We start from the raw sequence: 25,995 nt of genomic DNA, 5'->3' as shown, positions 1-25,995 counted from the left end.
TGATGTCTTTTGCAGCGCAGACGAAAAAGGAGCTAACCTTGATTGAAACAGAATCGTGCTGCGAAAAGGCGGAGCTGTCTGCACTCATTCGAATGAACGGAGCCGTACAATTATCTAACCGTAAAGTCATTCTCGATATTTCGACGGAAAATGCAGCGATCGCCAGACGGATTTATTCCTTGATCAAAAAGATGTTTGCGGTTCATACTGAGCTGCTTGTTCGCAAAAAGATGCGATTAAAAAAGAATAATGTCTATATTGTGCGTATTCCTGTCAAAGTTCAGGAAATACTGAGTGAGTTGCGAATTGTTTCTGAAGGCTTTATGTTCAATCAGGGCATTGATAAAGACATCATTCGCAAAGGGTGCTGCAAACGTTCCTATTTACGAGGCGCGTTCCTGGCGGGAGGTTCCGTCAACAATCCGGAAGGCTCCTCATATCATTTGGAAATTGCATGTATGTATGAGGAACACTGTAAAGCTTTGGTGGACCTGGCCAATAAGTTTGGATTAAACGCCCGCTGTATCGAGCGCAAAAAAGGGTTCATCTTCTACATGAAAGAGGGCGAGAAAATTATCGAGCTCTTGAACATTATTGGAGCCCATCAAGCATTGTTTAAATTTGAAGATGTGCGCATTATGCGCGACATGCGCAACTCCGTCAATCGTATTGTTAACTGTGAGACGGCAAATTTGAACAAGACGATTGGTGCCGCTGTGCGGCAGATCGATAATATAAAGCTGCTGCAAAAGGAAATCGGATTAGAGAATCTGCCTGAGAAGCTGCGGGAGGTTGCCGAGATCCGTTTGCTGCATCCGGATATGAACCTGAAGGAAGTGGGCGAACTGCTCAAAGGCAAGGTCAGCAAGTCTGGCGTTAATCATCGGTTGCGTAAAATTGACGAGATTGCGGAAAAATTACGCAACGGGTAGCATTGGGCTAGTGCGGTGTTGGGAATAGTGGTATAATAATGAGTAAAATGACGTTTGCAATGGTGGATATTGCATAATTGAATTAAGTATAGGGGGTAAGGTTTCCATGACTAGGCATCCGGTTGTCGTTCGACTGAAAACAGGTCTCCATGCAAGGCCGGCGGCACTTTTCGTTCAGGAAGCGAACAAGTTTTCTTCCGAGGTTTTTGTCGAGAAGGAAGATAAAAAAGTGAACGCGAAATCGATTATGGGCATTATGAGCCTTGCTATCAGCTCTGGCACTGAGGTGACCATAAGTGCGGAAGGTTCGGATGCAGATCAGGCTGTAACCGCTTTAGTCAACTTGGTTAGCAAGGAAGAGCTCGAGAACCAATAATACGCTGAAAAGAAGCTCCCTCGCGGGGCTTTTTTTGCTACCACATAAGAATTTATAAGTTACCAAGCTGTGCGGAAAAACAAATTCTTATTGGTGATAAAACTACCTCATGCTTACGAAGCGGGTTTGCTAGGCAAACCTTTAGGTCGCTTATCCTCGAAGGACTTCGATAGAAGTTTCGTTCGTCAGCAATAGGGACGCCTGCCCGAGCGGATTTCCTGAATTAAATGGGGCAACGAAAAAAGAAACAGGCAGATACCCACAGCATCTGCCTGTTTCTTTTGTTCAAATATAAGAAAGTATGAGTTACGCCTATACTTTGGCTTATATTTCCAAGCGGGCTTCGGGCCAAGGAAGGCCGGCGCGAGCCGCGGCTTTATTACTTAAGCTTGCTCACTTACTTCAAGACCACGCTGCTCGATTGCTTGTTCAATTAAGGAAATAAATTCATTGGACAAGCGCATTGCTTTAGCTTCATGGTAGACTTCTACGAGATGGGTGTCACTTAGCGGCCGCAATAACAAAGATTTGTCTTGCATAGGCAAAAACAAATTAAGTGATTGGGAACCAGACGATGTCTGCTCATAAGAACGATCATATTCGGATTGGTAGTGTGTATACGCTGGTTCAGCATGATTAGAGCGCATAAAATTACGCATGTTTGCAATTGGGTTTGAAAGTTTCATTAGAGTGCAACTCCGTTAATAAGTTTTCTTAAAACAACCTAGTCGAAGGCGAATTTGGAATCATTTACTATATAGTAACATGAAACATTTACAGAGTCGTTATGAATTCGTCGAGGTGAATTTTCATTGACAGATAACAAATTATGTGTTATACAGGGGCTTCTTATCGGAGGGATGATAGATACAAAAAAAGCGTAATTCCTCAGAATGAACTGAATGGAATTACGCTTTTTTGACTATATAAGAATTTGTAAGTTTCCAGGCTGTGTGAAGCGGCGGGCATGAGCGGACCGTAGATCCGTTATCTGTGAACAAAATAGCTAATTGGCGTGCTTGCGGACCGTGGTTCCGTTATTGGCCTCAAAACGGCACGAAAACCAGGCAAGAGCCGCAAATAACGGATCATGTGTCCGCGAAACCTTCGAATCATCCGGTTTTCGACCAAATAACGGATCGTAGGTCCGCATGATCTCCAGTTGCCCGATTCCCCGGAAAAAATCGGTGTCCACAGAAAATCGACAGCCTCCGTAGTTTCCGTCCAGTCAAGGAGCTTACAGCTTTTCGATTACTTTATCAACGAGACCGTAGTTTACAGCCTCAGCTGCGCTCATAAAGTTGTCGCGGTCTGTATCGCGCTCAATTTTGTCGATTGGCTGCCCTGTCCGTTCAGACAAGATGCGATTCAAGGTGTCCCGCGTTTTGAGAATATGCTTGGCGCGAATTTCGATGTCGCTGGCTTGACCTTGTGCGCCGCCAAGCGGCTGGTGAATCATGACTTCGCTGTTAGGCAAGGCAAAGCGTTTGCCTTTGGCGCCGGCAGCAAGCAGGAAAGCGCCCATTGAAGCGGCCATGCCAACACAAATGGTAGAAACATCGGGTTTAATAAACTGCATCGTATCAAAAATGGCGAGACCCGCAGAAACCGAGCCGCCGGGGCTGTTGATGTAAAGCGAAATATCTTTTTCGGGATCGTCAGCAGCCAAAAATAGCAGTTGCGCGATGATGGAGTTAGCTACAACATCGTTGACAGGTGTACCGAGAAATACGATACGATCTTTCAAAAGACGCGAGTAAATGTCGTAGGCACGTTCGCCGCGATTGTTTTGCTCAATGACCATTGGTACGAAATTCATATCCAGGAATCCCTCCTTAGAATGGTTATACTGTAGTAAACTCACGGGCCAAATGCGTGATCGGCCGGCTGTGTACTCATATCATAACGGATTGCTGATCGAAAGTCAAAGATGGTCAAACAAATCGGATAAAAAAACCGGCTTTAGCCGGTACAGATTACTATATATGGCGCGCCCGCGAGGGATCGAACCTCGATCTCAGGCTCCGGAGGCCTACGTCATATCCATTGGACCACGGGCGCAAAAACGATAGCAAAGATTATTATATCTAATAATGCATGAAAAAGCAAGAGTTGTGGAAAAATAAATTTTATGCAAATTGGAATAGCAAACGGTTTCATCAGCAAAACCGTACTTGCTCATCGAATTGCTTTGAAGTACAATATTAGTGGGACTAAAAATGCACATATTGGGACATTTAACGTCCATCCAGCTTATGAGTCCGATTCGGCGATGGAAGTGAATGGTGACAGATGGATTCTCTCATCGAAATACAACAGCAGCTTCTACCGGATATGCTTGCTGTTATGAAGAAGCGGTACTTAATTCTTCATCAAGTCATGCTTTCAGAAATGATTGGCAGACGAACGCTGGCAGCTTCGCTTGGAATGACGGAACGGGTGCTGCGGGCAGAAACGGATTTTCTGAAGGCGCAAGGTCTTCTTCATATTGATACGGCTGGAATGCGGATCAGTGAAGCTGGCGAGAAGCTGCTTGCTGATATGGAGCCGCTGTATAAGATGATGTTCGGTCTTTCCGAATTGGAAGAACGGATACGCGCGCGATATGGCTTAAAGCAGGTGACGATTGTACCGGGCGATTCAGACAGTTCGCCTCATACCCAGCGGGAGCTGGGGCGGGCAGGCTGCGCTGCGCTGCGTAAAGTCATGAAAAAGGACGATGTAGTGGCTGTTACAGGCGGGTCTACATTAGCGCAAGTAGCGAATCAGCTGGCCACGCAAACGCCGCTGAAAGGGAACTGGTTTGTGCCGGCCCGCGGCGGTTTGGGGGAAAGCTTGGATTATCAAGCCAATACAATCGCCTCCACGATGGCAAAGCGCACAGGCGCGCAATACCGATTGCTGCATGTACCGGATCATCTTGGCGAGGAAGCTTACCAATCGCTTATGCAGGAGCCGAATATTCGCGAGATTGTTGAGGTTATCCGCAATGCGCGAATCGTCCTTCACGGCATTGGCGATGCCATGGTTATGGCCCGCAGACGGCGGGTGCCCGATGCAGTTCTTGATGAGCTGACAGCGGAGGGTGCACACGCGGAAGCGTTTGGCTATTATTTTGACCGCAATGGCACGGTGGTACATCGCATGCCGACTGCCGGTTTGCGGCTGGAGGATATTCAGGCTACAGAAGTCGTTATCGCAGTCGCTGGCGGACGCAGCAAGGGAGAAGCAATCGCCGCCGTTATGCGCTTTGGGCATGACGACATGCTCGTAACCGACGAATCCGCCGCTTTGGAAATTGCTGCAATTATTGATCGAGAACAAGAAAGTTGATCTTGGCGGTCTGCATGACGGCATTGCCGTATGGCAGGAATCGTCTTGAGATAAATTAAAAAACTTAGGTATACTAGGAGGAAATCAACATGGTAAAAGTTGGTATTAACGGATTTGGTCGCATTGGCCGCAACGTATTCCGCGCAGCATTGAATAACCCTAATGTGCAAGTCGTTGCAGTTAACGATTTGACGGATACGAGCACACTGGCTCACCTGCTGAAATATGACACAACTCACGGCAAGCTGGACGCAACTGTTGAAGCCAAAGAAGGCGCGTTGATCGTAAACGGCCGAGAAATCAAAGTATTTGCTGAGCGCAATCCTGAGAACCTCCCTTGGGGCCAAGAAGGCGTAGAAATCGTTGTTGAGTCGACTGGTATTTTCACAGCGAAAGAAAAAGCTGAGCTTCACTTGAAAGGCGGCGCGAAAAAAGTAATCATCTCCGCTCCGGCTACTAACGAAGATATCACGATCGTTATGGGCGTTAACGAAGAAAAATACGATGCAGCCGCTCACACTGTTATTTCGAATGCTTCTTGTACAACTAACTGCTTGGCGCCATTTGCAAAAGTATTGAATGACAAGTTCGGCATCGTTAAAGGTATGATGACAACTGTTCACTCTTACACTAACGACCAATCCGTACTTGACCTTCCGCATAAAGACCTGCGCCGCGCTCGCGCTGCTGCAGAAAACATCATTCCTTCTTCTACAGGCGCTGCAAAAGCGGTATCGCTCGTGTTGCCTGAACTGAAAGGTAAACTGAACGGTATGTCTATGCGCGTTCCTACTCCTAACGTTTCGGTTACTGACCTGGTAGCTGAGCTGAAAGTGAATGTAACGGTTGAAGAAGTGAATGCTGCATTGAAAGAGGCTTCCGAAGGCAGTCTGAAAGGCATTCTGAACTACTCCGAAGAGCCGCTTGTATCGAGCGACTACAATGGCGACCCTGCTTCCTCCACAATCGACGCATTATCGACTATGATTGTTGAAGGCAACATGGTTAAAGTCGTTTCCTGGTACGACAACGAGTGGGGCTACTCCAACCGCGTTGTAGACCTTGCTGCATATATCGCATCCAAAGGCTTGTAATATAGAGAACAACCAAACGAAGGAGCTGTCCGTGCAGCTCCTTCGCGTCGGTTGGCGCACGCATTCCAATTTTTGATACAATAGCTTTTAGAAGCAGTTCTGGAAGACAGATAGAGATAGAAAAGCCCTGTAGAATGCTATAACATGGGCGGGATAGGATGAAATTGGAAAGATAACTAATATGGACAATGAGATTTGATGCGGCCGGTACCGGGCTTCTGCGAAGCAAGAGGGAACGAAGGGGCGGACGCGCGGCTCAAGGTCCGATGAATCGGAGGGTATACGGATGAACAAGAAAAGTGTGCGCGATGTTGAAGTGAACGGCAAACGTGTATTTGTGCGGGTAGATTTCAACGTACCTTTGGAGAATGGAGCCATTACGGACGACACGCGGATTCGCGAGACGCTGCCGACGATCAATTACTTGATCGAGAAGGGCGCTAAAGTCATTCTTGCCAGCCATCTTGGCCGGCCAAAGGGACAAGTTGTGGAAGAGCTTCGCCTGACTCCTGTAGCGGCAAGATTGTCTGAGCTGCTAGGCAAGCCGGTAGCTAAAGCCGATGAAGCTGTAGGTGAAGCGGTTAAAGCGCAAGTTAACGCTATGCAAGCTGGCGATGTGTTGCTGCTTGAGAATGTCCGTTTCTATCCGGGCGAAGAAAAGAACGATCCGGTGCTTGCGCAAGCTTTTGCTGAATTGGCTGATTTATTCGTGAACGACGCGTTCGGCGCAGCTCACCGCGCTCACGCTTCGACAGAAGGAATTGCACGTCAACTGCCGGCCGTCTCCGGCTTGCTGATGGAAAAAGAACTGGACGTGCTTGGCAAGGCGCTGAACAATCCTGAGCGTCCGTTCACTGCGATTGTTGGCGGCTCCAAGGTTAAAGATAAAATCGATGTCATCAACAAAATGCTCGAAATTGCAGACAACATTATTATTGGCGGCGGCCTTTCGTATACCTTCTTCAAAGCGCAAGGCTATGAAATTGGCCAATCGCTGGTAGATAATGAGAAGCTGGAGCTGGCATTGGGCTTCATCAATAAAGCGAAAGAGCTCGGCAAAAACTTCCTGCTTCCTGTGGACATTGTCGTTTCGGACGATTTCAGCGCTTCGGCCAATACGAAAATCGTTAATGTAGACGGTATTCCAGCAGATTGGGAAGGCATCGACATCGGTCCTAAAACCCGTGAACTGTATGCAGACGTCATTAAAAACTCCAAGCTGGTCGTTTGGAATGGACCGATGGGCGTGTTCGAAATCGAGCCATTCTCCCACGGTACACAGGCTGTAGCGCGCGCATGCGCAGAGACGGCGGGCTACACGGTTATCGGCGGCGGCGATTCGGCGGCAGCGGCAGAGAAATTCGGCCTGGCTGACAAGATGAATCATATCTCGACAGGCGGCGGAGCTTCCCTTGAGTTTATGGAAGGCAAGGAACTGCCAGGGGTTGTCGCACTGAACGATAAGTAAGATTGGGATATAGACATAATTGAAATTATGCAGTCAAGGAGCTGAGCACAATTGCGGAAACCGATTATTGCAGGCAACTGGAAAATGTTTAAAACGGTCTCTGAAGCGGTATCGTTTATTGCAGATGTTAAAGGCAAGGCGGAGGTAGAAGGCGTGGAGGCGGTCATTTGCGCGCCTTATACAACGCTGCCGGCGCTCGTAGAGGCAGCCAAAGGCACGTCGATTGCGATTGGCGCGCAAAATGTTCACTTTGAAGACAATGGGGCATTTACGGGCGAAATTAGCGGTGTAATGCTGAAGGATCTCGGTGTTGAATATGTTATTATCGGTCACTCCGAGCGCCGCGCATATTTTGCGGAGACGGACGAAATCGTCAACAAAAAGGTTCAGGCAGCATTCAAGCACGGTCTGAAGCCAATTGTGTGCGTAGGCGAGAAACTGGAAGAGCGTGAAGAGGGTCAAACCAAAGAGGTTTGCAAAGTGCAAACGGAAGGCGCATTCCAAGGCCTGTCTGCAGCAGAGGCGGCTGAAGTCGTTATTGCTTATGAGCCAATCTGGGCGATCGGTACTGGCAAATCTTCGACTGCTGAAGATGCAGAGGATGTTATTGCTTACATTCGCGGCGTAGTGGAAGGCTTGTATGATGCCGAAACTGCGAGCGCTGTCCGCATTCAATACGGCGGCAGTGTGAAGCCGAACAATGTGAAGGAATATATGAGCAAACCTAATATCGATGGTGCGCTTGTAGGCGGTGCAAGTCTGGAAGCAGCCTCTTATGTTCAACTCGTCGAGGGGGCGAAGTAAGATGACTGCTCCTAAACCGGTTGCACTTATCATTATGGACGGATTCGGCCTGCGCAGCGACGTGGTAGGCAACGCTGTAGCGCAAGCGAATAAACCGAATTATGACCGCTATCGGGCCAGCTATCCGCACACGACATTAACGGCTTGCGGCGAAGCGGTAGGCTTGCCGGAAGGCCAAATGGGCAACTCGGAGGTTGGTCATTTGAATATCGGTGCGGGACGGATCGTATATCAGGATTTGACGCGGATCAGCAAATCGATTCGTGAAGGCGAATTTTTTGATAACGAAACGCTGCTCGGCGCCATTGAACATGCAAAAGCAAAAGGAAAAAGCTTGCATCTGTACGGACTGCTTTCCGACGGCGGTGTGCATAGCCACATCGATCATCTGTTTGCGCTGCTTGAGCTGGCGAAGCGGCATGGCCTGACGGACGTTTATATTCATGCCTTCCTGGACGGCCGCGACGTGGCCCCGGACAGTGCAAAAGGCTATCTGGAGGCTTTGCAGGCGAAGATTGCTGAAGTCGGCGTAGGGCGCATTGCGACAGTGCAAGGACGCTACTATGCGATGGATCGCGATAAGCGCTGGGAGCGGACGGAAAAATCGTATCGCGCGATGGTATACGGCGAAGGACCGACGTATACAGATCCGGTCGAGGCGGTAGTGGCATCGTATGAGCAGTCGGTTATGGATGAATTCGTTATGCCGACTGTTATTGTGGACGAGGAAGGAAAACCTGTAGGTCTTGTCGAATCAGAAGATGCTGTTGTGTTTTTCAATTTCCGTCCGGATCGTGCGATCCAATTGTCGCAGGTGTTTACGAACACCGATTTTCGCGGCTTTGACCGCGGCGAGCGCGTGCCGCAATCGCTCTATTTTGTCTGCTTGACGCTATTTAGCGAGACGGTTGACGGTTATGTCGCGTACAAGCCTAAAAACCTCGATAACACGCTGGGCGAAGTGCTTGTGCAAAATAACAAGAAGCAGCTGCGTATTGCCGAGACGGAAAAATATCCGCATGTAACCTTCTTCTTCAGCGGCGGCCGCGATGTGGAGCTGCCTGGCGAGACACGTATTCTAATCAATTCGCCAAAGGTTGCCACTTATGATCTGAAGCCGGAAATGAGCGCCTATGAGGTCGCCGAGGCAGCGGTGAAGGCAATCGAAGCTGACAAGCATGATGCGATTATCCTGAATTTTGCCAACCCGGATATGGTCGGCCACTCCGGTATGCTGGAGCCGACGATTAAGGCGGTTGAAGCGACGGACGAGTGCCTGGGCAAAGTAGTAGAAGCGGTGCTGGCTAAAGGCGGCGTATGTCTGATTACTGCCGATCATGGCAATGCTGATATGGTCATTGACGAGCAAGGCCGTCCTTTTACAGCCCATACGACGAACCCGGTTCCTTTCATTGTTACGAAAGCGGATGTTTCGCTGCGTGAAGGCGGCATTTTGGCTGATATTGCCCCGACAATCTTGAAATTGCTTGGACTTGAGAAGCCTGCTGAAATGACTGGCGAATCGCTGGTCTAGAAGCTTTTAAATTAGAACCTAAAAGGAGTGTTCCGTCCATGTCTATCATCACTGACGTATATGCACGCGAGGTACTTGACTCCCGCGGTAACCCTACTGTAGAAGTTGAAGTTGTTCTGGAATCCGGCGGCAAAGGCAGCGCAATTGTTCCTTCAGGCGCGTCCACAGGCGCATATGAAGCTGTAGAGCTTCGCGATGGCGACAAAAGCCGCTACCTGGGCAAAGGCGTTCTGAAAGCTGTTGAAAATGTAAACAGCATTATCGCGCCGGAAATTATCGGTCTGGACGCGCTGGATCAAGTGCTGATCGACCGCAAAATGCTTGAGCTCGACGGTACGCCTAACAAAGGCAAGCTGGGCGCTAACGCCATTCTGGCGGTTTCGATGGCAGTGGCTCGCGCAGCGGCTGACGCGCTGAGTGTTCCGCTTTACAATTACCTGGGCGGCTTCAATGCGAAAGTACTGCCAGTACCGATGATGAACATCGTTAACGGCGGCGAGCATGCAGACAATAACATCGACGTGCAAGAGTTCATGGTTTTGCCGGTTGGCGCAGAAAGCTTCAAAGAAGCGCTGCGGATTGGTGCGGAAATTTTCCATAACCTGAAAGCAGTCTTGAAGGATAAAGGCTTGAACACCGCTGTTGGCGACGAAGGCGGCTTTGCGCCGAACCTGGGCTCCAACGAAGAAGCGATCACCACGATTATTTCTGCAATCGAGCGTGCGGGCTACAAACCAGGCGAAGATGTATTCCTGGGTATGGACGTTGCTTCTACCGAGTTTTATAAAGACGGCAAATATCACCTGGAAGGCGAAGGCAAATCGTTTACCTCCGCTGAGTTCGTAGACCTGCTTGCTTCCTGGGTAGACAAATATCCGATCATCACGATCGAAGACGGCTGCTCCGAAGACGACTGGGAAGGCTGGAAGCTGCTTACTGAGAAGCTGGGCGGCAAAGTACAGCTGGTTGGTGACGACCTGTTTGTTACTAACACTGAGCGTTTGTCCCAAGGTATTGAAAAAGGCATCGGCAACTCCATCCTGGTTAAAGTGAACCAAATCGGTACGCTGACCGAAACATTTGATGCCATTGAAATGGCGAAGCGTGCGGGCTACACTGCTGTTATCTCTCACCGTTCCGGCGAGTCCGAGGACAGCACAATCGCTGACATTGCAGTAGCGACAAATGCCGGCCAAATCAAAACTGGCGCTCCTTCGCGTACTGACCGTGTTGCAAAATACAACCAGTTGCTGCGCATCGAAGATCAATTGGGCTCAACGGCGCAATATGCCGGCAAGGATGCCTTCTACAATTTGAAAAACTTCAAATAATTGGATTTAATAACAAAATGACAAAAGAATGTCCCAAATGCCCGGATAGTTTCCGGAAGGGCATTCGCTATAATAAAAGGAGAGAAGACGCGGAGTTGCCGCGTTGCCTCTCCTTTTTTGTATTTTTTGTTGACAGCAAAATCGCATAACAATTGACTCTTTTCTAAAAAAACAGTGAGGATGGTGGCTGGAGTGGCAAAACCGGTTATTGGCTTGCAATTGTATACATTGCGGGATCAAACTGAAAAAGATTTTTTGGGAACGATTCGAAAGGTGGCGGAAATGGGCTATCAGGCAGTTGAATTTGCCGGCTATTTCGATACACCGGCAAGCGAACTGAAGGCCTTGCTGGAGGAGCTCGGGCTTGAGGCGCCGTCTGCGCACGTCGGGCTGAACTTTAACGAGCCGGAGCGTATTGAAGCGGATTTGGCAAAGCAAATCGAATATGCGAAGGAGATTGGGCTGCAATATATTGTAACGCCTTGGGCGCCGCTGCCGGAGGAGCCGACGATGGAGGACGTCAAGCATTTGGCGGGCATCCTTGAGGCAGCTGGAAAACAAGTGACAGCGGCAGGCTTGAAGTATGGGTATCACAACCATGCGTTCGAGTTTAAGCTTGTAGAAGGCAAGCCGGTAATGGATCATCTGCTGGAGCTGGTTCCGGCTGAATATTTAATTGCAGAGTTCGATCTGGGCTGGGTGCATATGGGCGGCCAAAATCCGGTCGATTATGTGAAGCGCTATGCCGGCCGGACTCCGCTCGCGCATTTTAAAGATTTTGGAGATGGCACCCGCGATACCGAAGTGGGCAAAGGCGTAGTTAATCTTAAAGATGTTCTAGCGATTGCCGAGCAATCGGGCATTCAATACTTTATCGTCGAACAGGAAGAATTTGCCTCCTCTTCGCTGGAAAGCGCAAAAATATCGCTGGAGTTCTTCCGCGAGAACGGCTGCCTGTAATCTCCAGTCAATGCTTGCAGTTGACAGCTCCGATGTGGTAAAATAAAAATGCTGTTTCTAGGTGTTTGCCTATATTGGCATCACTACGGCAAATGCTGATGCTGCTTGCGTTGGAGGTGGAATTGTGGAAATATTTTTTAAAGTGCTGCTCGTCATATTTTCGATTGCCTTGATCGCGGTCGTTCTGCTGCAAAAAGGAAAGAGTGCCGGTCTGGCGGGTGCCATCTCTGGCGGTGCTGAGCATTTGTTCGGCAAACAGAAAGCACGCGGCCTGGATCTGTTCTTGCAACGGCTGACGATTGGGATTGCAGCTGGATTTTTCATCACAGCATTGATTGTCGCTTATTTGGTCAAAACAACCTAGTTATCAACGTTTATAACGTAACTCACGAACGGGAGATTATTCTCTCGTTCTTTTTGCTTTCTTTGGGGATATGACCAGTAGGAGTTCCAACAATTATTTTTGTAAAAACGGATGGCGGAGTTTCATTTCGTGTATACTGAAATTATGGAGAATTCTATCAACTTGGACTCGGAGGCCTTATGATAACAGAGCAGAATTTGCTGGAGTTTATGAAAGAGGCGGCTTATAAGCCGATGACATATCAACAATTAAGCGATGAACTGGGGGTGGATGAAGACGCTGAGTCATTCAAAGCCTTTTTAGTGCTGCTTAATCAATTGGAGGAGCAAGGAAAAGTTATGCGCAACCGCAACGACCGCTACGGCTTGCCGGAACGGATGAATTTGCTGCGGGGACGTGTGCAGGCGCATGCAAAGGGGTTTGCTTTTTTGCTGCCCCAAGATAAGGAGCATCCTGATGTGTATCTGCATGCCCATGATTTGCAAACCGCGATGAATGGCGATACTGTACTGGTGCGGATTACGTCACGAAGCGAGCATGGCGGCCGCCTTGAAGGCGAAGTGGTGCGCGTGGTAGAACGGGCGGTTACGCAAATTGTCGGAACATTTGAAAGTCATGAGGCCTTTGGCTTCGTGATGCCGGATGACAAGCGGATTAACCGCGATCTATTTATTCCCAGGGAAGCCTTTAAAGGAGCGGTCAGCGGACAAAAGGTCGTTGCGCGCATTGTGACCTATCCTGAGGGGCGCTCCGCAGCAACGGGAGAGATCATTGAAATTCTCGGGCATCAGAATGACCCCGGTGTCGATATTTTGTCGATTATTCGCAAGCACCAGCTGCCAGAAGGCTTCCCCGATGAAGTGATGGCTGAGGCTGAAGGCGCTCCGGAAGCCATTACGGAGGACGAAATTGTCCGTCAAGGGCGCCGTGATTTGCGCGGCAAAGTCATTGTGACGATCGATGGTGAAGACGCCAAAGATTTGGACGATGCGGTGAATGTAGAGCGCCTGCCCAACGGCAACTATTTGTTAGGGGTACATATTGCCGATGTCAGCTACTATGTACAGGAAAAATCGGCACTTGATCAAGAGGCATACCGCCGCGGCTGCAGCGTCTATTTGGTGGACCGTGTTATTCCAATGCTGCCTCACCGTTTATCGAATGGCATCTGTTCCTTGAATCCGCAAGTAGATCGATTGACGATGTCCTGTGAGATGGAGTTTGATGCGAAAACGTTGAAGCGGGTTCGCCATGATGTATTCACAAGCGTTATTCGCACGAAGGAACGGATGACTTATACGAATGTAAGAAAGATCTTGCTTGATGAAGATGCTGAAGTGACGGAACGCTATGCCGAATTAGTGGATATGTTCAAGCTAATGGAAGATCTGGCCATGAAGCTGCGCAAAAAACGGATGAAGCGCGGCGCGATCGATTTTGATTTTGTCGAAGCCAAGGTGCTGGTGGATTCTGACGGCAAGCCGGTTGATATCATTAAGCGTGAACGGTCTGTGGCGGAGCAGATTATTGAAGAATTCATGCTGGCGGCAAATGAGACGGTAGCAGAGCATTTTTACTGGCTGCGCGTACCGTTTTTGTACCGGATCCACGAAAATCCGGATAGCGAAAAGCTCTTCCACTTCGTGCAGTTTGCTGCTAATTTCGGCTACAAGATCAAAGGAAAGGGTGGCGATTCCATTCACCCGCGCGCCCTGCAGACTTTGCTTGAGGAAATTCACGGTACAAAGGAGCAAACCGTCATTTCGACCGTCTTGCTGCGGTCGATGAAGCAGGCACGCTATGATGCAGAAAGCTTGGGGCATTTCGGGCTTGCAGCGGAATTTTACTCGCACTTTACGTCGCCAATCCGCCGTTATCCCGATTTAGTCATTCACCGGGTCATTCGGGAAGTGCTCGAAAATGGCGGAACACTGTCGGAGAAGCGGATTGAATCGTTAGCGGCCAAGATGCCCGATATTGCCCAGCAATCGTCGGAGCGGGAGCGTGTAGCGGTCGATGCCGAGCGGGATACCGATAAGCTGAAAAAAGCGGAATATATGCAAGAGCGGATTGGTGAAGAGTTCGATGGAATTATTAGCGGCGTAACGAGCTTCGGTATTTTCATTGAGCTGGACAACACTGTTGAAGGGCTTATCCGTTTAGGCGATTTAACCGATGATTATTATCATTTCCATGAGCAGCATATGCTGCTTGTCGGGGAACGCACGTCCCGCATGTTCCGCATCGGCGATGAGGTCCGCGTACGGGTTGAGGATGTCAACATGGACGAGCATACAGTCGAATTTGCCTTGCTGGAGCACGAGCAGTCGGCCGAACGTGGAGAACGCAGCTTTCCGGTGAAAAGGAAAGAGCGCGGCCGCGGCGGAGATGATCGTGGCCGCAGAGCGGGCGGTCGCGAGCGTGATGGTGGGCGTGATCACGAGCGCGGAGGAAAACGAGACGGCCGCAAGGGAGCAGAGCATAGAAATGCAGGAGGCTTCGGGGCCCGGAAAGGTTCTGGCGAACCTGACCGCAAGCATGGAAATGGCGGCCGTTCGGAGGGGAAAGGAGCCAGAGGCTCCCGGAAACAATCCAATGCCGACGGAATTTTCATACCTGCATCTCGCCGCGGACAAGCAGAGGCAAAGAGAGAGGCTGGCTGGCGGCCGGAGGATGACTATAATTTGGAGCGGCTCGTTGGGCAAGAAGAGAAGAAGGCCAACCAAGGCGATTCGGCCGAATCCCAGGAGCGCCCGTTTTTTGAGCAGTTTAAACGCGGGGATGGCAATGCGCGCCGTGGCAGCGTCCGTACGGATATGTGGGGCTTGCCTGTGCGCGGCACGGGCGGAATTATCGACGATGGGGAGTACCAGCATTTCACCCCTGAGGGTGGCCGGTCGCGTGGCGAGCGCGGGCGGCGGCATGGTAGAGCGAACGGTGCAGCGGATAGCGGCGGATCCAGAGGGAAGCGTACAAAGGGCCACGGTCGGACTGCAGGGCCTGAAGCGTCTGGCGGACAACAGGCTCAGGGAAAAGAGGAAGGAAAAAAGCTGCTGGAAATCGTGCAAAAACAAAAGCGAAAAAAGAAAGGCAGTAACAGCGGTACGGCTTCCTTTGTGAGAAAGAAGCGGAAATAAAAGAATAAGGATACTTGCGGCCGCGGTTCTTGATTTCCCCAGCCGAAATTTGTTACAATGGGTTTCTAGGCCGATTCAGCCGGGTAAGGGCAGAAAAGACATGGAAATCCATTGTTTTATACGTGGCGAGGTGATGATTGCATGGGTAAGAAGAATAATGATAAGCCGCTGGCGCAAAATAAAAAAGCTTCCCATGACTATTTCATTGAGGATACGTATGAAGCGGGAATGGTGCTGATGGGTACCGAGATTAAATCCCTGCGTGCCGGACGTGCCAATATCAACGATGCTTTCGCAACGATTCGCAACGGGGAAATGTTTATTCACAATATGCATATAAGCCCATTTGAACAGGGCAACCGGCATAACCCGACTGATCCGACCCGTGCGCGCAAATTACTGCTTCATAAGACACAAATTCATAAGCTGCTCGGACAGTCGAAGCAGGACGGCTATGCAATCGTGCCGCTCAAAATTTATGTACGCAACGGCTATGCCAAGCTTTTGATTGGTTTGGGCAAAGGCAAGAAGCAATATGACAAGCGTGAAACCGCGGCGAAGCGCGATGCACAGCGCGACATTCAGCGGGCATTGCGAGAGAAGCAAAAGGTCGCCCGTTAGAGCGGCTCCTGGCAGCTGTGGCGGCTTTCGCCAACGGTGCCAACAACATCGTGAAGTAAATTCATTTCAGATATGCTATACTAGTAATAGTAACAAATGAAGCAATAATGTCTGATTTACTGCTAGACGGTCTTCAAGACGAGCCGTTTATGCGACGTCGGGGGCGTTTATGGATTCGACGGGGATAGGTCGGGCATAGGTTGCGGGTAGTGGGGACGCGTCCGCTTTATCAACGCTAAAGCCAATTAAATGGCAACCAACGTACAACTTTAGCAGCAGCCTAAGAAACTGTGCGCTAAGCTCCTCCCTTGCATCGCCCATGTGCCAGGTGTAGGGGCTCACTCTTAGTGGGATACGCTGTCTAGTCTCCGCCTGCGGCTAGCTGAAGAAGACAATCAGGCTGACCTTAGCGATAGCCGGTTACGGGGCGCTTGCTAAGGTGACATCAAAACTGTGACTACACCCGTAGAAGCTTGTGTTGCGTTATCTTCGGACAGGGGTTCAAATCCCCTCGCCTCCACCAATGTGAAAACCCTGACCTTATGAGGTCGGGGTTTTCTTCCGATCATCCAGTTAATTGATTTATAAACTGATTTCTTTTTGACCATAAGATTGGTTGTACGTCGTATTCGTGCAGAGCGTTAATTATACCTGGTCTGATGGATTTTTCGGAATCATTGAGAACAGCGAAAAGCTTTGAATCAGGTCTTCTGTTTTCTTTTGTTTCTGTCCAAGCGAAAAGGAGATTCTCGGAGTTGTGCTTTGTTGGGTTGTTAAGTGCGTGAAGAATTCTTTCGGGATGTTGCTTGGATCGTGGTATTGCAAAATGAAAAGTATGTGGAAATCCACTTTTTCCAGTGAAGTTAACATTTTCTACATATCGAATATCATTATCAAGAAGAAAATGATCAACTTCTTCGAGGAAAATGCTTTGTACATTTTCTCTAGAGGTCATAAACATATCGTTTACAGTCATCATACTTTGAATAAGCATGTGTTTTTTTTGAGGGAAAGCTTCTATTGTCGTTTCCACGAACAATTCTTCTTTTGTTGAAACTTTGACACCATATCCATTTAAAATCGTTTGAAGTATATTTCTTCTCTTTGGTGAAGAAAAAACATCACATCCAGACAGTTTGAGATCAGTAAGTATGTAGCCAGCGTCACTCAGCGTTAGTTTATTAGGGGTTTTCTGCTGTACATATATCTGAAGATAATCATTGTGCCTGTCCATAAAGGGGGTGGTTATCTCCACTGCATCCCCTAATTCTTTCAATGTTATTTTTTGTTTTAGCCAATTGACATACGAATCAGACAATTGTTCAACCAGGTTCAATTTAGTTCACCTCAATTTGGCTGATGACATTCGGAATATTAATAATATTATTATACTCCAAGAAGTCAATTAATACCTGAACCAGATCGGTCTGATCAGTATTTATTTTACTGGATAAAGGAAATGCCCATTTATCATCATATCCTTCTCTGTAAATATGGATATGTGGACATGGCACCTCAGTGCCGTCTGGATTTGGATGAGGAGGACCCTCAATATCAATTCGGAGCAAGTTAATTGATTTTTTATATCGGGTTTGATAAGTACACTTTTTAACGTTTAATGTTTTTCGTTGTACATCAATAAGAAACTTATCATTAGTTTGGGTAGAAATAGCCTCCAGAGTAGTATGTGTTTGAACTAATGGAAATACGATTGGCCTGGTACTAACTAATTCTTTGATAGCATTTAGTAATCGACGAGCTTCGAAATCAGTCAACAAAATATGTCCCCCATTTTATCTGAATTATCTATAATATTACAATTAATAAAAGCGTTTGGGAACTAAAAAGTAGAAATGACCTTTGCTAAGGTGACATTAAAACTGTGACTACACCCGTAGATGCTTGTGTTGCGTTATCTTCGGACAGGGGTTCAAATCCCCTCGCCTTCCATTTCTATCAAAAAAGACACCAGTACGGTGTCTCATTTTGTATACCAATCTATTATTCTGTTAAAACAAATTTACTATAATATTAGATTTGGAGTGAAAATAATGACCTTAATGACTAACTCATTCTGAGAGAAGAGAAGTTATATAATTTGGGGAAAAAGTCTAGGGGGTCACGATAAATTATCGACTTATTCATTCACCTAAGAAGGCACTTCTTTATATATACGATAAAAAAGAGATACGTCCTGAATTATGGATTAATGGCTATAGAATCTTTAAAGCGGAAGAAGTGAAAAGTTACTGGGATTACTCAAAAGGGTTAATAAAACGATGGAAGAAGAATGAGGAGCTACAGTCATCTTTTATTCAAATTGAGAATGCGAAGATCTACACACGGATGAAGTTTCAAAGAGTGATTAGATTAGGTTGGAGTTGCGAGAGAAGTAATTGTTTTGGACAGTAATGCTGTTTTTGCGTAAGGTTCACACTCTCGCTTACACTTAACACCCTCAACCCGTGTTCTGGTTGGTGGTAATTCATTTTATGATATAATAAGCATAATTTTAAAACCGGAGGGGATTGAGGATGTTTGCAAATCGAGAACAACTCCAAGAAGTTTTGAAAAAAGCGAATCAACATGCACGGAAGCAAGCCAGAGAGTCGGGTGCATCTATTTATTATATAAAGAATAACAAGCGTGTACGTGAAGACGCAGAAGGCAATAAGTTCGAGATCGTTTTTGATGCAACCGGAAAACGGCAGGAATTTGAATATCATGAGTGATACCAAACCAATCATGACGGTTTTTGCTGGTACCAATGGAGCTGGCAAAAGCACGATTAGCTTGCAAATGAGAGAATGGATCGGCGAACTGATTGACCCGGACCAGATTGCACGAGAATTAAGGCCAGATAATCCGCGGAGTGCTGATCTTTCTGCTGGAAGGGAAGCTGTGAAAAGAATCCGTTCTCTCATCAAAAGCGGTCAACACTTTGCCATTGAAACTACTTTATCAGGCACCTTTGTTTTGAAGCATATGCAAATGCCAAAGATACCGGTTATAGCATTGTCGTTTACTATATCGGCCTGCAAGACATCCAAATGCATATAGACCGTGTAGCTTCTCGTGTTGAGCAGGGTGGACATTGGATCGCAGAGGAGGATATTCGCTTTCGGTATGGTCAATCAATACGACTATCCGCTCCAAGCGGATTTCTTGCAGGAACGAGCATGGATGACAGTGGGCCTCAAGCAGGTTTGCGGCGCCTATCCGGATATTCAATTTTCATTGGAATACAAAATGTAAGAGCCCAGAACGCATTTTATTCACACCCTGGAATAAGAGCAAAAAATGAAATCGCCTAATTTAGAGGACCGTCAGCGAGCGAACTTATCCCTGACGGTTTTTCATGTTGGACAGTTAGCCGTTCAGTCGTTGGAAGTCGAAGAGAAAGTCAGTTTTGTGCAAACGACGTGTCGCAAACGCCGTCCGGATGCCCGAAGAAAGACCAAGTCATACGCGGCAAAACAATAAAATCTGCAAATACGTGGCCGTGTTTTCACAGTAGAATAAGACAAAGCGAGAGGCCAATGTCGAATATAAGCAGGGAGGAACAACAATGAAAGCGCTACAAATCGTCGGTGCCGGACAATTCCGAATCGTGGATGCCGAAATGCCCGATCTTCAGGATCATCAGGTACTGGTAGAAATACAGATGGTGTCGACCTGCCCGCGCTGGGACATCAATATGATGGCCGGGCGCGATATGTTCAATTATGCCGAATCTCCGGAATATCCGCTGCCGATAGGTTTTCCTGGGCATGAGATGGCGGGCGTCGTCAAGGCCGTGGGCCCCGGCGTATACCGCTTCGCCGTTGGGGATCGCGTCGCGGCCCTAGAGCATATCGTCCCTAAAGGGGCCTATGCGGAGTACGCCGCTTACCGTGAGGAGGAGCTGATTAAGCTTCCTGACAGCATAACACTTAAGCAGGCGGTTTCGTTCGAGCTGTTGAAATGCGTGGTCATCGGGTTAATGCAGCTCGGCGATCTTAAAGGAAAGTCGCTTTTGGTATCGGGTCTCGGACCTGCCGGCATTCTGGCCGTTCAGGTGGCTCGTCTGTGGGGGGCTTCCCAGGTCGTCGGTATCGACGTCAACGAGAGTAGGATTCAATACGTTCGGAATCTAAACCTTGGTACGGTCATGCATGCGAACGAATTGCAGGATCTGCGATTCGAGCTCGGTTACGACTGCGTGGGTGCGGCTTCTTCGGTTCAGAATGTGCTCGCGCATGTGAACGAGCATGTCGTCATCTTCGGAGTGCTGCGCGGAGACATTACTTATCCCGAAGACTTGTGGGCGCAGGGTACGAAGCTGGAATCGTACAAATACAGGCCCGTAGGTCCACGGGATCATCATCTGTTAATCGATCTTGTCGTGAACAAGGGGCTAAACACCGAATGCCTCCAGACGCATCATGCGTCATTCGCGGATTATGGTCAAGCCGTAGAGCTGTTGAACCGGCAGGAAGCGATTAAAGCGTTCTTCTGTCCCCAGACCGACTTTGTATCGGCTGGCGATAATCTAGGACAATCCGCCGCGGCCGTCGCCAAGGAAGTTCGTGCATGAAGGGCAAGGGCGTCGTCTTTACGGGCAGATTAAAGGTCTCTTATCAAGAGGTGGACATCCCCGAACCTCTAGCCGATGAAGTCGTTATCGATGTCGAGCATTCCTGGATCAGTATCGGTACGGAGTCCTCCTTTCTCAGGTGCGACCGAATAGCGGGGGAAACCCCCTACAGGGAAGGCGACCCCGAGCCGTTTCCACAGATCAACGGCTATCAGAAGGTTGGAGTCATCGTGGAGACAGGCTCGCGGGTGCAGAATTTCAAGCCGGGTGATCGCGTATTCGCCACTATGGGCCGAGTAAACGGAATGGCGTTTCCGAGCGGCGGGCATGTCTCTCCGGCGATTACCCACGTCAGTCAAGTATGGAAGCTTCCCAAGGACGTCAACGCCGTAGCCTATTCCGGAATGGTACTGACACAGGTCGGTTATAACTGTGGTTCGAGACCGGACATTCGTGCCGACGATTGCGCGGTCGTGATCGGGGACGGACTTGTCGGGCAATGGGCTGCCCATACGCTGCTTCATAGGGGTGCAAGGGTTACGGTGTTGGGCAGGCATGACGAACGGTTGAGCCTGCTTCCGGAACGGGTGGTCAAGGTCAATGCGCGAAGAACGGGAGCCGCCGACGCGCTTCATGGGGACAGCGGAGCCATTGCTATCGTTGTAGATACAGTAGGCTCGCTGGATTCGGTTAAGGAGCTTCAGCCGCTGATGAAGCACAACAGTCACCTGGTTTCGGCAGGCTTCCTCGGCACGGAAGGGCTGATCGACATTCAATCGCTGCGTGCCCAAGAGGTTACGCTGCATAGTCCATCCGGCTGGGACAGGGAGAGAATGGATGCTACGCTGCAGGGCATCACGGAGGGCTGGCTTCCGACGGAGCCGCTGATTACTCACCGTTACCCGGTCGAACGCGCCGAAGACGCCTGGGCGCTTATTCTGGATAAGAGACGACCCTGTCTCGGCGTAGTTCTGGATTGGAAATCGTAACGACGCCGTTGCGCAAGGGACGGGCTTCGAACACATCCGAGATAAGAGGAGGAGGCGCAGGGTGACTAGAACGGCGAACCTCGAGCATTTTAGATCGGCAAGACCCATATGGCCGAAGGAACGGCAGAGGGACAAAAATATCACCGCCGGGTTCAGAGGTTTAGTAACTACGCGCAAGGACGCAAATCTGACGTTGCATATTGCCGCATCAACCCTCTATCGATGCTATATAAATGGCAAGTTCATCGGGCACGGGCCTGCCCGCGGACCCCATGGACATTATCGAGTCGATGTATGGGACTTGAGCGAATACGCGAACGAGGGCGATAACCTCGTAGCTATTGAGGTGGCGGGCTATAATATCAACAGTTATTACGTACTCGATCAGCCATCCTTCCTACAGGCGGAGGTCCGGGCAAGCGGGGAGGCCCTTCTGGCGACGGGGGTCGAAGACGGATTCGAGGCGACTCTATTGAAAGAACGCGTACAGAAGGTGCAGCGATTCAGCTTTCAGAGAACGTTCGTCGAAGCGTATTCGCTCCAATCTGGCTATGACCGCTGGCGGTCAGATGGAAGCGCTCCCTTCAACCGAGTTGCCTGCGTGGAGACGGACGCGAAAACATTGATTCCCAGGGGCGTCCCCCTAGCTGAGTTCACCGAGCGTTATCCGCTTGTGGTGTACGTGAGGGGAGAAGTGATTCGCCGGAAATCGCAAGGAGCTTATTGGCGCGATCGTTCCTTGACAGGCGTAGGCCCTCAGTATGGAGGCTACGAAATGAGCGATCTGGCCTTCATTTTGTCGGATGAATTGGCCGATCTGCCGGTACGGAGCCAACGTATCGTTCAGCAACCGCATGCGCAAGACGATTCTTTGTTGCTCGCTACACTCGAGTTCGGAATTCTGGACATGGGAATCAACCGGACCGGGTTCATTGGCGGTACCGTTCGTTGCCATCGTAGGACCTTGCTGTACGTGACGTTCGACGAGGTTCTACGGGAAGACGACGTGGATCATTTGCGGTTCGGTTGCGTCAATGCCCTGCGGTATGAGCTTGAACCCGGAATCTACCGGCTGGAATCGTTCGAGCCGTATACGCTTCGCTATATGAAGTGGATCGCAGCCGAAGGGGAATGCGAGGTGTCAGGAATTTACATGAGGGAATATGCGAACGCCGATGCCGGCAAGGCGCGGTTTCGATCCAGCGATGATCGGCTCAACGCGATCTTCGAAGCAGGCAGGGAAACTTTCCGACAGAACGTGGTCGATCTGTTCATGGATTGTCCCTCAAGGGAACGCGCCGGATGGCTCTGCGACAGCTTTTTCATGGGACGGGCGGCGTTCAGCTTGACGGGGCAGACGAAGGTGGAGCAAGCCTTCTTCGAGAATTACCTCTTGCCTGATGGCTTCCCGCATTTGCCCGACGGCATGCTTCCGATGTGCTATCCAGCGGACCATAACGACGGCGTCTTTATTCCGAATTGGTCGCTCTGGTTCGTTATAGAACTGGAGGAGTATCTGGAACGGAGCGGAGACCGGCAGTTGATCGAGGCGATGCAGCCGAGAATCCTTGAATTGTTCGACTACTTCGAACGGTTCAAGAACGAAGACTGACTGCTGGAGAGTCTTGAAAGTTGGGTATTCCTGGAGTGGTCAAAGGCGAACGAATTCGTACAGGACGTCAATTATCCAAGCAATATGCTTTATGCAGCCTCGCTTGCCGCCGCGGGTCGATTATACCAACTGCCTCGCCTGTTGCAAGAGGCCGAGAAGGTGCATGAGGTGATCCGGGGGCAGTCCTATGATGGAGGCTTTTTCATAGACAATGCAGTGAGGCTGGACGGCCGCCTCGTCCTTACGCGGAATAGAAGCGAGATTTGTCAGTATTACGCGTTCTATTTCGGGACGGCCGACCCCGACAGCAATCCCGAGCTGTGGAATACGCTGTTAACCCGGTTCGGGCCGTCCAGAAATCGGACGAACGCGTATACGGACGTTCATGAAGCGAATGCCTTTATCGGAAATTATTTACGCCTCGAATTGCTGGCAAGGTACGGGTATGTACGGCAGGCGGTGGACGAATCCGCGGACTACCTGCATTACATGGCTGAACGAACCGGGACACTCTGGGAGAACGACGGAGATTATGCCAGCTGCAATCACGGATTCGCTTCCCATGTCGTACACAGCTTGATTCGCGACGTGCTAGGCATCTACAGAATCGACCCGATCGCGCAAATCCTTACGCTGAGGTTCTGCGATCTGGAAATTTCCTTCTGCAAGGGGGTGCTGCCTCTAGGGGACGGTGCGGTTCACTTAGAATGGTCAAAGGTGGACGGACGAGTGGAATATCGAATCGACGCCCCTCCGGGCTACAAGGTGAAAGTTGAGAATTTAACCGGACTCCCGCTCAACGGCAAGATGGATGAATCAGCGATATTTTATACTTCCGAGGAGGAATGAAGGAATGTCGAATAATGACGAGTTTTCCATCCCTGAAGGGAATAACTCTTCTGAGACGATCGGCAAGCTGGACAAAGCGCTCGCAAAGCCGATCAGCCGCAGGAAGATGATGACGGCTCTAGGGCTGACTGGTCTCTCGTTAATGGCGGGCGGCAGAATCTCCTACGCCCGATCTGCTACCCTAACCGCGAACATGAAGCTCAAAAAAACGGATCCGCTAGACGCTGCCGACGTCAATGCCAACTTCGACCAGATCGATCAGGAGTTGGGTGGTCGCGCTGTTACGCCGGATTTCTACAAGGTAAGTACGGACCCGGACGACACGGCGGCCGTTCAAGCGGCATTCGACTCGGGCCGCACGGTCATCTTTACCCGAAACTATTCCGTCAGATCGGTAGAGATGAAGGGCGACACGCAAACCATCAACTTCAACGGGTATTGGTTGATTGGAATTACCGGAAGTGAGGATTCCGCCTCCGATAAGGATGCGATACTCAAAATTACGGGCATCTACCTGGAGCTCTACGATATCAAAATCAATGGTCAGTTCAACCGGAATTATGGCGCGGCGATTCATTGGTATTCGCGTCCAGGTTACCCCCAAGCCGGCTTTATTAACGTGTACGGCATGTATATTCGGGATATTCTCGTAGGCATTCAGTACGGCGCTTGGCTGGATGATCCGAGTCCCCATGACGCGCCTCAGAGTGAGAATTATTTGTACGGCTTTCGCTGCCGGAGCTTGCAGAATTGCATCGTCAGCAATCAGCCGAATGGCTTCCTCAAGATATCCGGTAGCACGATCGATTGCCATCAGAGGGAATGGATATTTCAAGCGGGCAACCCATTCAGCATTCCGGCTTCGACCGTCATTACGTGCAAGATCGGCCAGATCTCGGTCGAAGACAGCGAACTGTTGAAAGTGGAATATTTGGAGGGGTGCGGGCTTGAGGGCCGTAACCTCGTCGTATCGAACTGCGTCATCGAAATGCCCTGTACATGGGTGAAAGCCGAGGGAGACGTGACGATCGACGTCGTTCACGGGGGATTTATGGGCGGCAATTCCGGATTGCCGATGTTCCAGGTTGCTCCGGGCGCAACGGGCTCCCTAAGAATTCAGAATGTTCGGATGTCGCGAAGCGCGGGCGTAGGAGGCTACTTGAATAATTATATCGTGGCCGGGCTGGAGAGCTCTCCGAACTACAACGTGAGCATAGCCCGATGCGATCTAGGCGAGTGGGCGCCTTACTATATTGCTTTGTCGAGGGAAAGAAGCCGCGTATTCGTTCAGGATACCCATTTTACCTATACGGCGGGAGGCGCCTCGCAGCGCCATACAATTCACGACAAGAAGGATTACGTCAATCTGATCGCTTCGGTTGATACGACCGGCGAGAATATGGCGACAACCGCAAATACGACGGATAAATCCGGCTGGGTATGGACCAATCTGTACGGTTCGGGGACCGTCTATTTCTGTAAAACGAGCGCGGATATTCCGGCGGGCTACGCAAGCGCGATCGAGGTTGTCGCGACAGGCGAATCGTATATTACCTCACAACCGTTCGCGGTAACCCCGAATGCGTTGGCGGTTTTCCGAATGAAGGCCAAAAGGATCGGCGGCGGAGGTCATGCCGGGATTAAGCTGCTCTGGTTCCAAGCTGATGGCACGGCGTCCGCAACAGCGGAAACCTCCTTATTCGGTACCGTGGACATCGGCACCGGCTGGTCGGATTTAATGGTGACGGCCGCCATACCGGGCGATGCCGCTTACGCCAGAATCAAACTCACCGCGGAGGTAGGCTCTCTCTTAGCGACCGGCATGGAGTTCAGCACGGCAATCGACAACAACTACCATAACTCCTTTATTAATGAACTGAACCGGTCGCTGGATGTTGCCGGCGAGGGCTTTATTCTGAAATCACCAAACGGCGCACGCTATAAGATTACGGTGGATAATAGCGGAGCGCTTACAGCAACCCCATATTAAAAATACAGGCAGAAAACCTGGGAGG

General features: G+C 49.7%; 23 protein-coding genes, 1 tRNA gene and 1 other RNA gene. 20 read left to right on the top strand and 5 right to left on the bottom strand.

Going from position 1 to position 25,995, the window contains the following annotated elements; all coding sequences use genetic code 11:
* The first annotated feature begins 2 nt into the window (after positions 1-2).
* Together whiA and ACFQ0N_RS09755 are read left to right on the top strand one after the other, a co-directional pair.
* Positions 3-932 (top strand): DNA-binding protein WhiA, encoded by a 930-nt coding sequence (gene whiA / locus ACFQ0N_RS09760; protein WP_379325322.1) that lies wholly within the window; start codon positions 3-5, stop codon positions 930-932.
* A gap of 106 nt (positions 933-1,038) precedes the next feature.
* Positions 1,039-1,308, top strand: coding sequence for an HPr family phosphocarrier protein (locus tag ACFQ0N_RS09755; protein WP_379325320.1), 270 nt, complete (start codon positions 1,039-1,041; stop codon positions 1,306-1,308).
* Between the two features lie 383 nt (positions 1,309-1,691).
* On the opposite strand, the gene sda is transcribed toward ACFQ0N_RS09755, so the two are convergent.
* From sda to ACFQ0N_RS09740, 3 genes are all read right to left on the bottom strand, one after another.
* Entirely contained in the window at positions 1,692-1,994 is a 303-nt protein-coding gene (sda, locus tag ACFQ0N_RS09750) for a sporulation histidine kinase inhibitor Sda (RefSeq protein WP_379325318.1), read from the bottom strand.
* 551 nt (positions 1,995-2,545) lie between these two features.
* Positions 2,546-3,127 (bottom strand): ATP-dependent Clp endopeptidase proteolytic subunit ClpP, encoded by a 582-nt coding sequence (clpP, locus tag ACFQ0N_RS09745; protein ID WP_379325316.1) that lies wholly within the window; start codon positions 3,125-3,127, stop codon positions 2,546-2,548.
* Between the two features lie 167 nt (positions 3,128-3,294).
* Positions 3,295-3,369, bottom strand: a tRNA-Arg gene (locus ACFQ0N_RS09740).
* Between the two features lie 231 nt (positions 3,370-3,600).
* Between ACFQ0N_RS09740 and ACFQ0N_RS09735 the strand changes: the two genes are divergently transcribed.
* From ACFQ0N_RS09735 to ssrA, 11 genes are all read left to right on the top strand, one after another.
* Entirely contained in the window at positions 3,601-4,641 is a 1,041-nt protein-coding gene (locus ACFQ0N_RS09735; RefSeq protein ID WP_379325314.1) for a sugar-binding transcriptional regulator, read from the top strand.
* 89 nt (positions 4,642-4,730) lie between these two features.
* Positions 4,731-5,735, top strand: coding sequence for a type I glyceraldehyde-3-phosphate dehydrogenase (gene gap, locus ACFQ0N_RS09730; protein ID WP_379325312.1), 1,005 nt, complete (start codon positions 4,731-4,733; stop codon positions 5,733-5,735).
* 286 nt (positions 5,736-6,021) lie between these two features.
* Positions 6,022-7,203 carry a phosphoglycerate kinase gene (locus tag ACFQ0N_RS09725; protein WP_379325309.1) on the top strand — a complete coding sequence of 394 codons (1,182 nt, stop codon included), beginning with the start codon at positions 6,022-6,024 and terminating at the stop codon, positions 7,201-7,203.
* 51 nt (positions 7,204-7,254) lie between these two features.
* A complete protein-coding gene (gene tpiA / locus ACFQ0N_RS09720; protein ID WP_379325307.1) occupies positions 7,255-8,007 on the top strand; it encodes a triose-phosphate isomerase in 753 nt (250 codons plus the stop codon).
* Between the two features lies 1 nt (position 8,008).
* A complete protein-coding gene (gpmI, locus tag ACFQ0N_RS09715; protein ID WP_379325305.1) occupies positions 8,009-9,541 on the top strand; it encodes a 2,3-bisphosphoglycerate-independent phosphoglycerate mutase in 1,533 nt (510 codons plus the stop codon).
* A 38-nt stretch (positions 9,542-9,579) separates the two neighbouring features.
* Positions 9,580-10,872 (top strand): phosphopyruvate hydratase, encoded by a 1,293-nt coding sequence (gene eno / locus ACFQ0N_RS09710; RefSeq protein WP_379325303.1) that lies wholly within the window; start codon positions 9,580-9,582, stop codon positions 10,870-10,872.
* Between the two features lie 192 nt (positions 10,873-11,064).
* A complete protein-coding gene (locus tag ACFQ0N_RS09705) occupies positions 11,065-11,832 on the top strand; it encodes a sugar phosphate isomerase/epimerase family protein (protein WP_379325301.1) in 768 nt (255 codons plus the stop codon).
* 124 nt (positions 11,833-11,956) lie between these two features.
* On the top strand, positions 11,957-12,196 hold the full coding sequence (secG, locus tag ACFQ0N_RS09700; RefSeq protein WP_379325299.1) for a preprotein translocase subunit SecG: 240 nt from the start codon (positions 11,957-11,959) through the stop codon (positions 12,194-12,196).
* 179 nt (positions 12,197-12,375) lie between these two features.
* Complete coding sequence (gene rnr / locus ACFQ0N_RS09695; RefSeq protein ID WP_379325297.1) at positions 12,376-15,333, top strand: ribonuclease R; 2,958 nt, start codon at positions 12,376-12,378, stop codon at positions 15,331-15,333.
* Between the two features lie 141 nt (positions 15,334-15,474).
* On the top strand, positions 15,475-15,954 hold the full coding sequence (smpB, locus tag ACFQ0N_RS09690) for an SsrA-binding protein SmpB (RefSeq protein WP_379325295.1): 480 nt from the start codon (positions 15,475-15,477) through the stop codon (positions 15,952-15,954).
* A 159-nt stretch (positions 15,955-16,113) separates the two neighbouring features.
* Positions 16,114-16,477, top strand: a transfer-messenger RNA (tmRNA) gene (gene ssrA, locus ACFQ0N_RS09685).
* Between the two features lie 42 nt (positions 16,478-16,519).
* Here ssrA and ACFQ0N_RS09680 read toward each other — a convergent pair.
* Positions 16,520-17,290, bottom strand: coding sequence for a DUF1829 domain-containing protein (locus tag ACFQ0N_RS09680; RefSeq protein WP_379325293.1), 771 nt, complete (start codon positions 17,288-17,290; stop codon positions 16,520-16,522).
* A 1-nt stretch (position 17,291) separates the two neighbouring features.
* The gene (locus ACFQ0N_RS09675; protein WP_379325291.1) at positions 17,292-17,729 is read right to left on the bottom strand and encodes a DUF6978 family protein; all 438 of its coding nucleotides are present in this window, start codon (positions 17,727-17,729) and stop codon (positions 17,292-17,294) included.
* A gap of 759 nt (positions 17,730-18,488) precedes the next feature.
* On the opposite strand from ACFQ0N_RS09675, the gene ACFQ0N_RS09670 reads away from it, so the two are divergent.
* The 7 genes from ACFQ0N_RS09670 (at position 18,489) to ACFQ0N_RS09640 (ending at position 25,970) form a co-directional block, all read left to right on the top strand.
* The gene (locus ACFQ0N_RS09670) at positions 18,489-18,686 is read left to right on the top strand and encodes a hypothetical protein (protein ID WP_054403700.1); all 198 of its coding nucleotides are present in this window, start codon (positions 18,489-18,491) and stop codon (positions 18,684-18,686) included.
* Positions 18,679-19,014: a hypothetical protein gene (locus ACFQ0N_RS09665; RefSeq protein WP_379325289.1), complete on the top strand. Its 336-nt coding sequence runs from the start codon at positions 18,679-18,681 to the stop codon at positions 19,012-19,014. The genes ACFQ0N_RS09670 and ACFQ0N_RS09665 overlap by 8 nt, the downstream gene beginning before the upstream one ends.
* A 508-nt stretch (positions 19,015-19,522) precedes the next feature.
* A complete protein-coding gene (locus ACFQ0N_RS09660; protein ID WP_379325287.1) occupies positions 19,523-20,530 on the top strand; it encodes a zinc-dependent alcohol dehydrogenase in 1,008 nt (335 codons plus the stop codon).
* Positions 20,527-21,519, top strand: coding sequence for an alcohol dehydrogenase catalytic domain-containing protein (locus tag ACFQ0N_RS09655; RefSeq protein ID WP_379325285.1), 993 nt, complete (start codon positions 20,527-20,529; stop codon positions 21,517-21,519). Before ACFQ0N_RS09660 ends, ACFQ0N_RS09655 begins: the two co-directional genes overlap by 4 nt.
* A 61-nt stretch (positions 21,520-21,580) precedes the next feature.
* A complete protein-coding gene (locus tag ACFQ0N_RS09650; protein ID WP_379325283.1) occupies positions 21,581-23,131 on the top strand; it encodes an alpha-L-rhamnosidase-related protein in 1,551 nt (516 codons plus the stop codon).
* A 159-nt stretch (positions 23,132-23,290) separates the two neighbouring features.
* Positions 23,291-23,980: a hypothetical protein gene (locus tag ACFQ0N_RS09645; RefSeq protein WP_379325281.1), complete on the top strand. Its 690-nt coding sequence runs from the start codon at positions 23,291-23,293 to the stop codon at positions 23,978-23,980.
* Positions 23,981-23,984: 4 nt separating this feature from the next.
* A complete protein-coding gene (locus ACFQ0N_RS09640) occupies positions 23,985-25,970 on the top strand; it encodes a hypothetical protein (protein WP_379325279.1) in 1,986 nt (661 codons plus the stop codon).
* Positions 25,971-25,995: the final 25 nt, after the last annotated feature.

This window comes from Paenibacillus sp. GCM10027626 (assembly GCF_042676285.1).
In the GTDB taxonomy this organism is placed as follows: Bacteria; Bacillota; Bacilli; order Paenibacillales; family Paenibacillaceae; genus Paenibacillus_Z.
Note: the sequence above shows the minus strand (reverse complement) of the source record. Positions and strands in the feature narration are given on the sequence as shown.

Coding starts and splice junctions, on each gene's coding strand:
- whiA (WP_379325322.1), top strand. CDS start 3: ATGTCTTTTGCAGCGCAGACGAAAAAGGAGCTAACCTTGATTGAAACA.
- ACFQ0N_RS09755 (WP_379325320.1), top strand. CDS start 1,039: ATGACTAGGCATCCGGTTGTCGTTCGACTGAAAACAGGTCTCCATGCA.
- sda (WP_379325318.1), bottom strand. CDS start 1,994: ATGAAACTTTCAAACCCAATTGCAAACATGCGTAATTTTATGCGCTCT.
- clpP (WP_379325316.1), bottom strand. CDS start 3,127: ATGAATTTCGTACCAATGGTCATTGAGCAAAACAATCGCGGCGAACGT.
- ACFQ0N_RS09735 (WP_379325314.1), top strand. CDS start 3,601: ATGGATTCTCTCATCGAAATACAACAGCAGCTTCTACCGGATATGCTT.
- gap (WP_379325312.1), top strand. CDS start 4,731: ATGGTAAAAGTTGGTATTAACGGATTTGGTCGCATTGGCCGCAACGTA.
- ACFQ0N_RS09725 (WP_379325309.1), top strand. CDS start 6,022: ATGAACAAGAAAAGTGTGCGCGATGTTGAAGTGAACGGCAAACGTGTA.
- gpmI (WP_379325305.1), top strand. CDS start 8,009: ATGACTGCTCCTAAACCGGTTGCACTTATCATTATGGACGGATTCGGC.
- eno (WP_379325303.1), top strand. CDS start 9,580: ATGTCTATCATCACTGACGTATATGCACGCGAGGTACTTGACTCCCGC.
- rnr (WP_379325297.1), top strand. CDS start 12,376: ATGATAACAGAGCAGAATTTGCTGGAGTTTATGAAAGAGGCGGCTTAT.
- smpB (WP_379325295.1), top strand. CDS start 15,475: ATGGGTAAGAAGAATAATGATAAGCCGCTGGCGCAAAATAAAAAAGCT.
- ACFQ0N_RS09670 (WP_054403700.1), top strand. CDS start 18,489: ATGTTTGCAAATCGAGAACAACTCCAAGAAGTTTTGAAAAAAGCGAAT.
- ACFQ0N_RS09665 (WP_379325289.1), top strand. CDS start 18,679: ATGAGTGATACCAAACCAATCATGACGGTTTTTGCTGGTACCAATGGA.
- ACFQ0N_RS09660 (WP_379325287.1), top strand. CDS start 19,523: ATGAAAGCGCTACAAATCGTCGGTGCCGGACAATTCCGAATCGTGGAT.
- ACFQ0N_RS09655 (WP_379325285.1), top strand. CDS start 20,527: ATGAAGGGCAAGGGCGTCGTCTTTACGGGCAGATTAAAGGTCTCTTAT.
- ACFQ0N_RS09640 (WP_379325279.1), top strand. CDS start 23,985: ATGTCGAATAATGACGAGTTTTCCATCCCTGAAGGGAATAACTCTTCT.